This is a genomic window from Larkinella insperata, assembly GCF_026248825.1.
GTDB lineage: Bacteria > Bacteroidota > Bacteroidia > Cytophagales > Spirosomataceae > Larkinella > Larkinella insperata.
In genome coordinates this window covers 6,169,636-6,181,878 of the sequence record NZ_CP110973.1, presented here as the reverse complement: position 1 = coordinate 6,181,878, position 12,243 = coordinate 6,169,636, and the positions used below count along the sequence as shown (strand labels likewise).

Sequence of the window (12,243 nt, the reverse complement as noted above, 5' to 3'; positions counted from 1 at the left end):
AACGTTTTTCGGCCCATCCGGTCGGGGTTATTGCTGCTGCTTACGCCTTCGCTTTTTTTCGCTCGCCCTCAAAAATTTGCCGGGCTTTCTCGATGCTCAGGTTCTGGATGAAGTAGGCCGTGGCGGCTTTTCCGATGCCCAATGTTGCCGAACTGGCAATTCCAGCGGAAATGACGCTGCCCCCGCCCGGAAACAGAAACTTGATGGAAGCCCGGGCCACTTCCCGCAGCATGAGCCCGGCGCTGATGGTAGCCCCGATGGCCGTCAGAAATTCTTTGGCGGTTTCCTGGCTCAACTGCCGTCCGGCTACGTAGGCAATCGCGCTGATGAGGGCAACCTGTAGGGCCGTGATGGGCACAATGTCGCCGAACGGGATGGGCACGGCGGCAATACCTCCGCAAATGGCCGCAACGATCTGCGTCAGGCGATTGGCAATCGACTCCTGCAGGGTTTGAATCTGACTCAACCGGGCGAAGGCCAGCTTGCCTTCTTTCGGCAACTCGTTGAAAAGATAATCCAGCAGCGTGTCGATGCGCCAGCGTTCGTCGGAGCGGAGCACGTCGTTTTTCCAGGATTGGTACGACGATACCCCCAGCACGGTAATCAGGGACTCTTTTAAATACGAATCCGCTTCAAATTTGGCCTGCAGGTGATTTTCGATCACGGCAACGCGCTCCCGCTTTTCCTGCAAATCGTCCGGATCTTCTTCTTCGGGTTTGTGCAAACGCACATTTTTGGGTTCAAGCGTGTCGCAGTGTGTGGCCACCACCATAACCGGCGGACGGTAATTATGGACTTTTTCGACGGTTTGGCTGATTGTTTTCAGGGCCTCCAGGTCGTGGTCGATTCCGGCGTCGGCTTCCGTGGCTTTGATCAGGAACAGGATGATGTCCGGGGCTTTTTCCCGCAACGCCGTCAGGATTGATTCGATGGGGGAGGATGCGGCATCGGCTTCGTCGGGGCGCGAACCCTCCTGCAGCCCCCGTGTGTCCAGAATGTCGATGGAGCCCAGTTCGCCCGAATAGGGCCACCACGTGGCCTCGCCGGTTTGGGCCTTCTCGTGACCGACCTGCGCGATTTTCTGACCAAAAATGGCGTTAATGAGTGATGATTTTCCGCTGCCCCGCCGACCAACGAGCGCAAAGCGCGGAGGGCGGGTATCGACCAGGATCTGGCGGAATTCGCGTATCTGCTGGCGAACTTCTTTCGCGACGGCTTCGGGGACACGTTCCAGCAAGGATTCCAGTTTCTGAAGAACTTCACTGAGCTGGGATTGCAGGGGTTGACTCATGGTAGAAGAGAATTCTTGTTATCAAGTATAGATAATTAATAGGCGAAATGTTTACGGAAATTCCATTATCGGTTAAATTGTACCGCTAATCTGCGGTTTTATTCTTTTGACGGTGCCACGTTTCCAACGGTTCAGGCAGAATCGGAGTCTAGTCTGCTAACGACCAAATCCTTGATCTCTATGAAGAATCGACTACTTCTTTTATTTTCCGCTTTGTTGTGGTTTGCCTGCCAGAATGAGTCCTCCGAATTTGGCATTGAGCCGGGGGACAATACCTATAACGATGAGTCTTCTCCGCTTCGGAAAGTGTTTTGTAACTCAGGCGAGTGTGAAAGTCCGGTCAATATTGAGCAGTATACCTACAACAAAGATGGAAAGCAGACCCGGATTGACTACCTGGGCCGGGTGCCGGGCGGTAACCTAGAAGTCCTGGCGTATGTGGAGCAGATTTACAACAAACACGGCAACCTGGTGGGCAAGATCCGCTACGGCAAGTACGGGGCGGATGGGAAGTGGACGGCCTATGACGAGTCGGAATACGATTACGAAAACGGGGTTTTGAAAGCCGAACGGTCGTATTTTAACCAGCATAACCCGGAGCAGCGCGTGCTGACGGGCTCGGTAGAATACGAATACAAAGACGGCAAAAAAACGGGCCAGAGGTGGTATGATGCCCGCCAGCAATTCAGTCACCGGGTGGAATATGAATACAAAAATAAAGTGCTGATCCGCGAAACCTGGTATTCGAACGCTGATAAAGCAACGCGGTATTTTACGCATTCCTTTGCCGGAAACCGTCGGCAAATCAGTGAGCGGATGCCCAATAGCGAAGAACTTCTTGCGTTAATTGAAAAAACGTACGATAAAAAGGGACGGCTTTCAACCGAGGAAACCAAGGTAAATAACCCGCTGTTGTGTGCCATGGTAGCGGGCATCGTACGGTATGAGTATTGATTAAGTACTATGAAATGATAGTCAGAAAGGTAATCCAGCTTGGATTGCCTTTTTTGTTTTCCTGCGGGGCTGATCCGACGGGCAAGCCCGGTAGAGTAGGTTTTGGGTACAATAGCTTTACCAAAAGTTGGATGACGCTTTCTCCAGGGAGGAGGTCAGGAAGCAAGGTAAACGGTTTTGTTTAGGTTTTTCTTGGCTTAGTGAAAAATGGCCCCTGAAAAGTGAAAGTAATGGACAATCGTTGTACCTTGTGTCTGTTCAACAATCTTTTTCAATGCTATGACCCAAGCACAAAATGCAGACCAGCTTCTGAACATTACCGTTCGGGAACTGAACACCGATCCGGTTCATTTGCAGCCGATGGCGAACAGCTTTATTGATCAATGGGTACGGGCGCTCGGATCGGGCAACCTGGTATTTGATGACATTTCGGACGAACTGGAGCAACTTAAGAAGGCTCTGGCAACGGGAAAAAATCTTCAGATTGCCGAGTCGTTGCATTCGCTCGCTAAGCTAACGCGCAAAAGTCTGGACGGTGCCGAAGATGGCGTAAAGGATAAGTTGCAGGAATTGGCCGACACGCTGGACTCGATTTCGACGGGCTTGGGAAGGAAGGGAAAATAAGCCATCATGGAACCTACCTTTTTCTGGTAGGTTCCATGATTCAAGTAATTACTCGGTCACGTTGCGCAGGGTTGCGATCTGATCGCGCGTCTGGCGGAGTTCGTCGAGTTGCGTGCTGAGAGTCTGGCGGATATAAGCCGGAATGTCTTCGTCTTCCAGCACTTCCTCGTATTCTTCAACGGCGGCATTTTCGCCAAAAACACAGGATTCCAGAACGGTGTGACGGTCTTTGCCCGTGAACGCGGATTTGATGTCGATCCAGGCCCGGTGAATTTTGCTGCCGGTGCTGGTTTCGTCGATCCCCGGCACTTCACCGCCCATCCGAACGACGTTGTCGGCCAGTTCGCTCCGGAATTTCCGGCTTTGCGAGGTCAGGTTTTTAAACAGGGAAGCCAGCTCGGCGTCTTCGATGTCGACAGCGGCTTTTTCAAATCCATTGATGCGGTCGTTGTTAATCTTGACCAGGTCGTTTAAGGAGTCAACAATTTCGTCGTTTGTCATGGCGATTGATCGTTAGGATGAATAACATAAAGAAAACAGGCAGCGGGTACCTGTTTTCAACTCATTTCAGTTTGTATTCAATTACTTGTGCAGAGCCACCACGCGATCGCGGGCCGTTTTCAGCTGCTCAAGCTGTTTTTGCAACACCTCGCGGATGTAAGCCGGAATGTGGTCTTTTTCGATGGCCTCTTCGTAAGCTTCCACGGCGGCATTCTCCCCGAATTCAACCGAGCTTAACACCGCCTGCTCGTCACTACCGGTTAGCGCGGTTTTGATGTCGATCCAGGCCCGGTGAATTTTGCTGGAAATGTCGGTTGAAGTGGCGCTCGATACAGCCGAACCGTCAATCCGGACGATGTGGTCGGCCAGCTCACTGCGGAACTGCTGGCTCTGGATGATGTTGTGGCGAAAAATATCGTCGAGATTAGCGTCTTTGGTATCTTCAACGGCTTTTTCGTAGCCCTGGATGCGGTCGTTATTGATCTTGACCAGCTCGTTGAGCGAATCAACAATTTCTTCGTTCGAAATCATTTTGTAAGGTTTAATAATCTGTTTCTAAAACTGATCTTTCGGACAAATGTTTGCCCGGTTTCAGGGATTTGATTCTATCGCCAGGGATGCCGATTGTAAGAGTCGAACTTAAATACTCCGTAGCACCGGGAGCGTCGCTGCTGGCGCGGCCACTGAGCGGCCTGACCATCCGGACGGGAAAATAAAAAAGACATGACCAGTAATACCGGCCATGTCTTCGGATGAGTTGAGCTAAAACTGAAATCAGAAGCGGTAGGAAACAACGCCCGAGAAGTTACGGGGCTGGATTTTGTCGATGAAGGAAGTGCGGTAGGCATCGTACCCCACTTTGTCCAGCAGGTTGTTGGCAATTACCCGCAGACCCCACTGCTGATTGAACTGGTAACCCAACTGCGCATTCAGCAGGGTGTATGCCTGGTTGTACCAAGGTTCTTTGCTGGTGTCGAGGCCGTGGGTAGTGTAACCAACCTGCGTCCAGTCGTTGTATGGCCGCGAACCCAGGTAATACAGACCAGCACCGATGTTCAGCCGTTTCAGCGGACCTTTCGCAACGGTGTAGTTCAACCACGCGTTGTAGGTGTGGCTGGGCGTATTGTTGGGCGCGGAGCCTTCGACGTTCACCACCGTATTGCGGTATTGGGCGTTGATGTACGAGTAGCCGATAATGGCTTCCAGGTTGGTCAGCACCCGGCCCGTCAGTTCCACCTCCACGCCCTGCCGCCGGTCGTCGCCACTGGCGCGGTAGACGTTGCGGCCGTTGATCGTGATGGCGTTGTTGTTGATGTCGTACAACTGCTCGATCAGGTTGCTCTGCTCGATTCGGTACAGCGTCAGGTTGAAGCGCAGGCGGTTGTCCAGCCAGTCGGATTTGACCCCGGCTTCCCACTGGTTAACGGAGCTGTTTCCAAACGTGTTACCGGCTTCATCCACCTGGCTGACGTTTTCGGGGCGCGTGCTGTTCGTGTAGGAAACAAACAGGTTCAGTCCTTTCTTCACCGAAACCATCAGGCCACCGAGCGGATTCCAGAAATGCGTGCGCGTAAAGGCCGAATTGAGCGGGGAACTGCTCTGGTTTGAACTGTACCGAACGCCGATGAAGGCTTTCAGCCAGTCGTTCAGCGAAACGACATCCTGCGCCGTAACGCCCATGTTGGTGGTTCGGCTGATGGTTTCACCGGTTTTGGTGAAATTGGCCGTACCGTAAGGGAGCGTGTTGCTAATCGTTTCGGGTCGGAACACGTCGATGATGCCCGGAATCGCGATGGTATTGTACGTCATTTCGGTTAGGTCCGTCACTTTATAATCGGCGCCAACCATGAAGGTGTGTTTCAGAACACCGGTTTCGATCTGGTCGCCAACGAGGTCGAACTGAACCACGGAGTTTTTGTCGAGCCGCGGCAGGTTATGGCTGATCGATCGGGTGTACAGGTTCACCTTTACGTCGTTCGTATCGGGTTTACTGGCCAGCGGAGTCAGGGACGTCCGGATTGCGTCGGAGTCGTAGACGGAGCGGTATACCGCCCCCCGAATGTACAGTTTGTTGGCGTCGTCCAGGTACCGGCGGAAGCTGGCGGTGTAGGTGCTGTGCCGTACCGTCGAAATGTCCGATTTAAAACCCAGCATCCGGTTGTCCGGGATGTCGTAAATGTCGTTGGTCATGTTTGTCAGAAACCGAACGTTGTTGCGGCCCGCCGGTCGGGTCGGGTCAAAAGCCGGGTTGGGCATCACCGACAGGTTAACCGTACCGGCGTCGATGGTTTCATTGACGTTATAGAAGTCCATTTCCAGCGTAATGAAGGTCTTTTCGTTGGGCCGAAACGCCAGCGACGGGTTGATGTAGAACGACTCCTTTTCCATGCCCTTGCGGTATTTTCCGCCCGTCTGGTAAGCGCCGTCAATCCGGAACGCAATGGTTTTGGATTCGTTGAGCAGTCCCTGAACGTCGAAGGTAGGCCGGAATAGATTCCAGCTACCGGCCCGGAGCGAAACCGATCCGGCGTTCACAAACTTGGGCGTCTTGGTAACCACGTTGACCAGACCACCCGGTGCGCCCAGGTCCGTTGCCTGCCCGGAAGCTTGTCCCAGGCCCTGCGTGATGGCTGCCGAACCTTTCAGAACCTGAATATTTTCGACGCCCTGCATATCGGTCGGGTAGCCCATGCCCCGGAAATCGGTCATCACGCGAACCCCGTTTTTCAGCGTCGGAATGCCCCGGAAACCGCGCGACGAAATGCTTTCCTTCACCCCGCCGTAGGTGGAGTAGGTATAAACGCCGGGCACGTTGCGGACGCCTTCGATGACCGTCAGGGCGCCCTGCTGCTCGATGAGTTTGTTGGAAATGACCGAAATGCTCTGAATCTGGTCGCTCGGCTTGAGCGGCAGGCGGGTGATGGCGTCCAGTTTTTCCGGTTGCTTGTCGCGCGCGCCAAACACCTCCACCACTTCCAGTTCGTTGGTGGCCGCCGTCAGCTTAAACGTCAGGCTAACGGTTTCGCTGTCTTTCAGTTGCACCCTGCGGATACTGTTTTTAAAACCAACGCCCGATACCCTTACCCGGTATAGACCGGCGGGCAATTGCTGAATTTTGAAATAACCAGACTCGTCGGTCGAGACACCGTAGCGGGTGCCTTCCAGAACGACTGATGCGTAGGGCAACGGGTTGTCGTCGTCAATGGAAACTTTTCCTTCAATAACGGAAGAAGCCGTCTGTGCCGAAGCAAATTGAACCAGCAACAGGCAGAAACTTAGCAGAATAAAACGTCGGTACATGGTATGGTATGAAGAGGAAGTTGGGATTGATACGGAGTGACCAATAGGACTTTAAACAGGGTCCGTTGGTGAAATACAAGAAGTTACTGATGGCCAATAAATAGTTGCATAACACTATTTAGACTGATTAAAAATATATGCAAATTTGTAGATGAACTGGCTGCGGTAGGTATCGCAAGAAGGATAATTAGTATCGCGATCGGGATTAACTATGAAGTTGGATGTGAAAATAAAGGGAATGGAAAACTGGCTTTGCCAGCAATCCCTAGCGGAAGTGAAGAAACCGGGTCTGAAACTAGCGGAAAAGCAGGTGTTTTTTCAGCACGAAGCCATTGGCGAGATTGCCGAGAATCAGATCAATGCGGGGGCTTTTATGATTGCCGACATTGATTTTCGTCTGACGAAATCCGTTCAGCTTACGAAGACAACCGAGGGAGAAGCCATCCAGATGCATTTTCTTCTGAAGGGTGCCAACACCATTGACGTGAAAGCCGGGGAAAAGCGGTGCTTTTTTACCAACCAGCACACCATCGGCTACCTGCCCGACTCGGAAAGTATCTACAATCTGACGGCGGCAGGTGAGTCGGTTTCGTACTTTACGGTCATCATTCCCAAAGAAGTTTATTTTACGATTCTATCGCAGGCCAGCCACCTGCACGCCGATTTTTCCCGGCGCATCAAACACGGCAACGCGCTGTACATGGATGCCTCCAACCGTTGCATTACCCCCGCCATGAAGGGGGTCATTCAGGATATCCGGCAGTGCCAGCGGACCGGGGATTTGAAAAAGTTGTTTCTAGAAGCGAAGGTGCTGGAATTGCTCATGCTCCAGCTCGAGCAGATCAACGCGGATGGCGTTCTGAGTATCGCCCTGAAAGGAGATGACAGGCGGAAAATTCAGGAAGCCCGCGAGATTTTGGAAGAGAATTACCAGAAACCGCCGACAATTCTGGAGCTGGCCCGGCTGACCGGCCTGAACGAATTCAAACTCAAAAAAGGATTTAAAGAGCAGTGGGGAACGACCATCTACGGGTACGTCAACCAGTTACGGATGGAGCAGGCCCGTCGTTGGTTGCTGGGGGAGGACCGTTCGATTGGCGAAATTGCGCACCTGGTCGGGTATAAAAACCACGCCCACTTCACGGCGGCCTACAAACGGTATTTCAACAGCCTGCCGAGTGAACTGCACAAGTAAACCCGCTCAGTCCTCGTCCGGATCGCTTTGCTGATCGTCGCCATCCGGGTCCGTCGACACCTTGACCAGGTTAATCCGGGCTTCGTTCATCGACAGGATGGTAAAGGTAAAGGGCGGCATTTTAATCACATCGCTCACGTTCGGAATCTCACCGTTGACGGCTAAAATCAGACCGCCCAGCGTATCGTAATCACCTTCGGGAATGTCCCAGCCGTATTTTTCATTTAAGCTTTCAATTTCGTGCCGGGCGCTCAGCAGCCAGGTGTGATCGTCGAGCTGGCGTTCATCCCAGTCTTCGTTGGTGTCGTATTCGTCCTGAATCTCGCCAAAAATCTGTTCGACCAGATCTTCCACGCTGACCAGCCCCGACGTGCCGCCGAATTCATCGACCACCAGCGCCAGACTTTTGCGTTCGGCCAGGAATTTCTCGAGCAGCAGCCGGGCGGGCATACTATCCGGAACCACCCGGATCGGGGTCAGAATGCTTTCAATGGTTTGCGGCTTCTGAAACAGCGACAGGGCGTGGCAGTAGCCGATCACATCGTCGATGTTGTCGCGGTACACTACAATTTTGGAATGGCCGCTCTCCTGAAAGCACTGCTTAAGTTTTTCGATGCTATCGTCTACCTCGATGGCCGTAATGTCCGTCCGCGGAATCATGCAATCCCGCACCGACACATTGCGGAAGTCGATGGCATTGTTTAGGATTTCGGTGTCAATATCAATTTCTTCCTCGTCGTTCTGGTCGGGTTGTTTCTGCTGGTTGAACTGCTGGAGGTAGTGGTTCAGATCAATCAGCCCGAATACCGGCCGAATCTCGGAATATTTGCTGCCGGGAATAATTTTGACGATGCCTTTGGTTAGCCAGACCATCAGCCGGACAATGGGAGCAATGGCCTTGTAAATAATCCAGATGGGAATCGCCAGCCGTTCCATGAGCGCATCGGGATGTATCAGCGCCAGACTTTTGGGCACGTAATCACCAAAGGGCATGAAGAGAAACGTGAGGATGAAGGTTTCGATCACGATGAGCGTGACCGGGTGCGTGAGCAAATCTGGGAGATAAGCCGCCAGGATGGGATTTAAAACCGTTACGCCCAGCACACCGTACAACACCAGAAACAGGGTGTTGCCCGTCAGCGTAGTGCCCACAAACAGGATGGGTTGTTTTAAAAAGGCCGAAACCAGTTTCTCACCCAGGGGGCCTTGTTTGCTGTGAAGCTCAAAATAGAGCCGGTTGACCGATTGGTAGGCCATCTCGACTGCCGAGAAGAAACCGGCCAGTATCAGGGCGATTAAAGCCCCGAGCAGAATGCTGTATGATTCCATACACGATCATCTGAAGCGAAATCGTCTTGAACGGCAATTCCACGGAGGAAGGATGTACTAGGATACAAGTATCATCTTAGCCAATCGCTTCCTCCGTGGAATCCCACTCCAGACCGTCCCGATTCAGGACTTCTTTTTTTTGCGTTTGTTCGCTTTAACTGAAACCGACGGTTTTTGTTCGGGCCGGTTCAGGTGTACCCCACGAACATACATAAAAGCGAGCAAAAAGGCCAGACATAGCATCAGGAGCCAGTAGTGTTCGCCGAATGTGCCCGTCCGCCTGACCTCTAGCACCCAGAGGATAAGACAACCGAGGGAGAGCGCACCAAGAACGGTTTCTGTAATCTTCATATGCGGTTTACGGAGGGCTGTTTCACCACAACGGGCGGTTTCTTTTTATCCTTGTCCCGCATTTTGGTGAATTCACGGTATCGCCGGATGGCCGCCATTGTAAAGCCAATCACCAGCACAAACGTTCCGATCCAGAGCAGATTGATCAGCGGCATTTCCTTCGCCTTCATCACAATGTAATCGCGCTGGGTGGTGTTGGCGGTAAAGGTAAACAGGCCCGTCCGCGGATCGATTTCATCGAGTTGAAGCCGTAGGCCAAGTTCTTCGTTTGTTTCCGACTTCCGGCCCACCATCCGGTCTTTGATGATGAATGCGGGTTTCAGGACGTACTCCCGCTCCTTGTCCAACACCCGGACCACGGCCTTCACGGCCGCGTCGTTGGGGCCCAGCGGAGTCCCGTCGACTTCGCGGGTCTGCTCGATGTTATCAAAAACCGCTACGTAATCGTTGACGAAGAAGGTATCGCGGGGCGCAATCCGGTACGTTTCGGCGGGGCTCCAGGTGCCTTCGCTGCTGGGGTCAGGAACTGTAGCCACGTAGGTGTAGAGGTCTTTCTCCGGCATCCGGCGAATGTCGGGGGAAGGCAGGAAACCGCCCGCGCCCATCTGCTCGTTGATCTGCCCGCGCGGGAACAGCGTAAAGACCTTGCCACCTGGTTCCCGGTATTCAACCTCGTAGTAGGTATTTTCGGGGTGCAGCGCTACGGTATCGCCTTTTTTATGATAAAGCTTGCCTTTTTGCTCAATGTCCCGCAGGGCAATACCGTGGTAGCTGAATTCCGGGCTGGCACCCAGGAGCGGTTCAACCCAGTTGCGAGGGACGTAATCCGGAACCCCGCGAATTTCGATCCGCTGTCCACGATAAGTCAGCAGGTAACCGCTCATTTTCTGGGGCTGATTCAACCACAGAATGACGTTTTCCTTGTTCTCCTTGTTGTCGTTTTTCGTGAAATCTTCGCTTTTCGAAATCAGCAAACCGGTGTTGTTGATGGACACAATTTTCGAGTAACCCGACGAAAACAGGACGCCAATCAGCATCAGGGCCGCACCAATGTGGGTGACCGCCCCGCCCGAAAGCTTGTAATTGCCCCGAACAACCCCGAACAGAATGCTTGAGTTGGCCACCACGGCAAAAACGGAGGTCGTCAGCAGCGCCATGAATGCCGGTTTGGTGATGTTTCCGTAGGCAATCAGCCCACCGCTGATCAGGAGCGAAATGACTGCGGGGGTAATCAGTGCGTTCAGGTTATTTTTTGCGGTTTTACGCCACCAGACGTATTGCCCAATTCCCGTCAGAACTGCGATCACCGCGAAAAACCAAACCTGAAATTTGTTGAAGTGGGCCACCTGATCGGCCGGCATGGCAATATTGGGGTTGAAGCCAAAAGCTTCGCCAATTTTATTGTAAACCGGGAAGGAGGTGGTGTTTAAAATCTGGAAACCGGCCAGACAGAGCACAACAGCGCCGATGAAAAGCCAGAATTCTTTCGAGTAAACCGAGGTTTCTTCTTCGTCTTTCTCGATCAGTTTCCACTTTACCGAGATCAGGACAATGGCAATGGCCATAAAAGCCAGCATGTAAATCAGCAGCTGGCCCGACAAGCCTAAATCGGTGAAGGAGTGCACCGAGGAGTTTCCCAGAATACCGCTGCGGGTCAGGAAGGTGGAATACAGAATCAGCAGAAAGCAGGAAACCGACAGAATGATGGCCGTTTTCAAACCCGTTGAGCTCTTTTTGGCAATGAGCATGGCGTGAATGCCCGCGACCAGCACCATCCAGGGAACCAACACCGAGTTTTCGACCGGGTCCCAGTTCCAATACCCCCCGAAATTGAGCGTTTCGTAAGCCCAGTAACCACCCATCAGAATTCCGACGCCTAATACCATCGCCGAAAACAACGCCCAGGGCAGGGCGGGACGAATCCATTCTTTCGATTCGTTTTTCCACAAACCGGCAATGCAGAACGCAAAAGGAATCAGCGTAGTAGCATACCCCAGGAACAGGGTCGGCGGGTGGATCACCATCCAGTAATTCTGCAGCAGTGGGTTCATTCCCTTGCCGTCTTCCGGAATGTAATTAGGGTTGCTGGTGAAAATTGGCGCATCCGGCATGGCTTCCCGTAGCAGCAGAAACGGCGAACTGCCGATCTTGAAGGTATCGCCGAAGACCACGCCCAGAATCATGGACGCCAGAAAGGCCTGCACCAGCGCAAAAACCGTCATCATGGGCGCTTCCCACTGCCGCGTACCGTTGGTGCGGTCGTCCCGGTTAGTCTGGATCAGAATAACACCCAGTACTGCATTCCAGAACAGCCAGAGCAGAAAACTCCCTTCCTGGCCGTGCCAGAAGCTCGAGAGAACGTATTCCGCCGGTAAAGCCCGCGACGAATAGCTCCAGGCGTAATGGTATTCGTAGTAATGGTTGAAAATGATGTAGAAAAGGCTGCCGACAATTCCCAGGATGGTCAGGCCGTGGACGTAGAAAGATCCCCGGGCCAGCCAGCGCCATTGCGTAAGCTCCCGTTTGTTCTGGAGAAGATCGTTGCCCGCCAGCGAAATCCGCAGATAGGCCGCCGTCGCCATCAGGGAGGTTACAAAAGAAAGAATTACAAAAAAGTGGCCAATTTGACCAACCGTCGTATGAATCATGATTGAATGACTAAAGGAATGGGACTTTTTGGTTGAAATGGTTCGATGGC

The 12,243-nt window shown here is 52.8% G+C and carries 10 protein-coding genes; 3 read left to right on the top strand and 7 right to left on the bottom strand.

The features are described from left to right. Nucleotides 1–40 precede the first annotated feature (40 nt). On the bottom strand, nt 41–1,291 hold the full coding sequence (locus OQ371_RS24950; protein WP_265991173.1) for a GTPase family protein: 1,251 nt from the start codon (nt 1,289–1,291) through the stop codon (nt 41–43). Between the two features lie 180 nt (nt 1,292–1,471). Between OQ371_RS24950 and OQ371_RS24945 the strand changes: the two genes are divergently transcribed. Further along, entirely contained in the window at nt 1,472–2,245 is a 774-nt protein-coding gene (locus OQ371_RS24945) for a hypothetical protein (protein WP_265991172.1), read from the top strand. Between the two features lie 279 nt (nt 2,246–2,524). After that, nucleotides 2,525–2,869 (top strand): hypothetical protein, encoded by a 345-nt coding sequence (locus OQ371_RS24940; protein ID WP_265991171.1) that lies wholly within the window; start codon nt 2,525–2,527, stop codon nt 2,867–2,869. Between the two features lie 48 nt (nt 2,870–2,917). Here the strand turns inward: OQ371_RS24940 and OQ371_RS24935 are convergent, their stop codons facing one another. The 3 genes from OQ371_RS24935 to OQ371_RS24925 all read right to left on the bottom strand — a co-directional run bounded on the left by OQ371_RS24935 (nt 2,918) and on the right by OQ371_RS24925 (nt 6,670). Further along, a complete protein-coding gene (locus OQ371_RS24935; RefSeq protein ID WP_265991170.1) occupies nt 2,918–3,370 on the bottom strand; it encodes a ferritin-like domain-containing protein in 453 nt (150 codons plus the stop codon). A gap of 81 nt (nt 3,371–3,451) precedes the next feature. After that, nucleotides 3,452–3,901 (bottom strand): ferritin-like domain-containing protein, encoded by a 450-nt coding sequence (locus OQ371_RS24930; protein WP_265991169.1) that lies wholly within the window; start codon nt 3,899–3,901, stop codon nt 3,452–3,454. Nucleotides 3,902–4,144: 243 nt separating this feature from the next. Next, nucleotides 4,145–6,670: a TonB-dependent siderophore receptor gene (locus tag OQ371_RS24925; protein WP_265991168.1), complete on the bottom strand. Its 2,526-nt coding sequence runs from the start codon at nt 6,668–6,670 to the stop codon at nt 4,145–4,147. A gap of 238 nt (nt 6,671–6,908) precedes the next feature. Between OQ371_RS24925 and OQ371_RS24920 the strand changes: the two genes are divergently transcribed. Beyond that, a complete protein-coding gene (locus OQ371_RS24920) occupies nt 6,909–7,865 on the top strand; it encodes a helix-turn-helix transcriptional regulator (protein ID WP_265991167.1) in 957 nt (318 codons plus the stop codon). A 6-nt stretch (nt 7,866–7,871) separates the two neighbouring features. On the opposite strand, the gene OQ371_RS24915 is transcribed toward OQ371_RS24920, so the two are convergent. The 3 genes from OQ371_RS24915 to ccsA all read right to left on the bottom strand — a co-directional run bounded on the left by OQ371_RS24915 (nt 7,872) and on the right by ccsA (nt 12,193). Further along, on the bottom strand, nt 7,872–9,194 hold the full coding sequence (locus tag OQ371_RS24915; RefSeq protein ID WP_265991166.1) for a hemolysin family protein: 1,323 nt from the start codon (nt 9,192–9,194) through the stop codon (nt 7,872–7,874). 123 nt (nt 9,195–9,317) lie between these two features. Further along, nucleotides 9,318–9,545, bottom strand: a complete 228-nt coding sequence (locus tag OQ371_RS24910) for a hypothetical protein (RefSeq protein ID WP_265991165.1) — start codon at nt 9,543–9,545, stop codon at nt 9,318–9,320. Next, entirely contained in the window at nt 9,542–12,193 is a 2,652-nt protein-coding gene (gene ccsA / locus OQ371_RS24905; RefSeq protein ID WP_265991164.1) for a cytochrome c biogenesis protein CcsA, read from the bottom strand. The genes OQ371_RS24910 and ccsA overlap by 4 nt, the downstream gene beginning before the upstream one ends. Nucleotides 12,194–12,243 lie beyond the last annotated feature (50 nt).

Bases quoted from the DNA above. Each gene is read 5' to 3' on its own strand.
- OQ371_RS24950 (WP_265991173.1), bottom strand. From the start codon at position 1,291: ATGAGTCAACCCCTGCAATCCCAGCTCAGTGAAGTTCTTCAGAAACTG.
- OQ371_RS24945 (WP_265991172.1), top strand. From the start codon at position 1,472: ATGAAGAATCGACTACTTCTTTTATTTTCCGCTTTGTTGTGGTTTGCC.
- OQ371_RS24940 (WP_265991171.1), top strand. From the start codon at position 2,525: ATGACCCAAGCACAAAATGCAGACCAGCTTCTGAACATTACCGTTCGG.
- OQ371_RS24935 (WP_265991170.1), bottom strand. From the start codon at position 3,370: ATGACAAACGACGAAATTGTTGACTCCTTAAACGACCTGGTCAAGATT.
- OQ371_RS24930 (WP_265991169.1), bottom strand. From the start codon at position 3,901: ATGATTTCGAACGAAGAAATTGTTGATTCGCTCAACGAGCTGGTCAAG.
- OQ371_RS24925 (WP_265991168.1), bottom strand. From the start codon at position 6,670: ATGTACCGACGTTTTATTCTGCTAAGTTTCTGCCTGTTGCTGGTTCAA.
- OQ371_RS24920 (WP_265991167.1), top strand. From the start codon at position 6,909: ATGGAAAACTGGCTTTGCCAGCAATCCCTAGCGGAAGTGAAGAAACCG.
- OQ371_RS24915 (WP_265991166.1), bottom strand. From the start codon at position 9,194: ATGGAATCATACAGCATTCTGCTCGGGGCTTTAATCGCCCTGATACTG.
- OQ371_RS24910 (WP_265991165.1), bottom strand. From the start codon at position 9,545: ATGAAGATTACAGAAACCGTTCTTGGTGCGCTCTCCCTCGGTTGTCTT.
- ccsA (WP_265991164.1), bottom strand. From the start codon at position 12,193: ATGATTCATACGACGGTTGGTCAAATTGGCCACTTTTTTGTAATTCTT.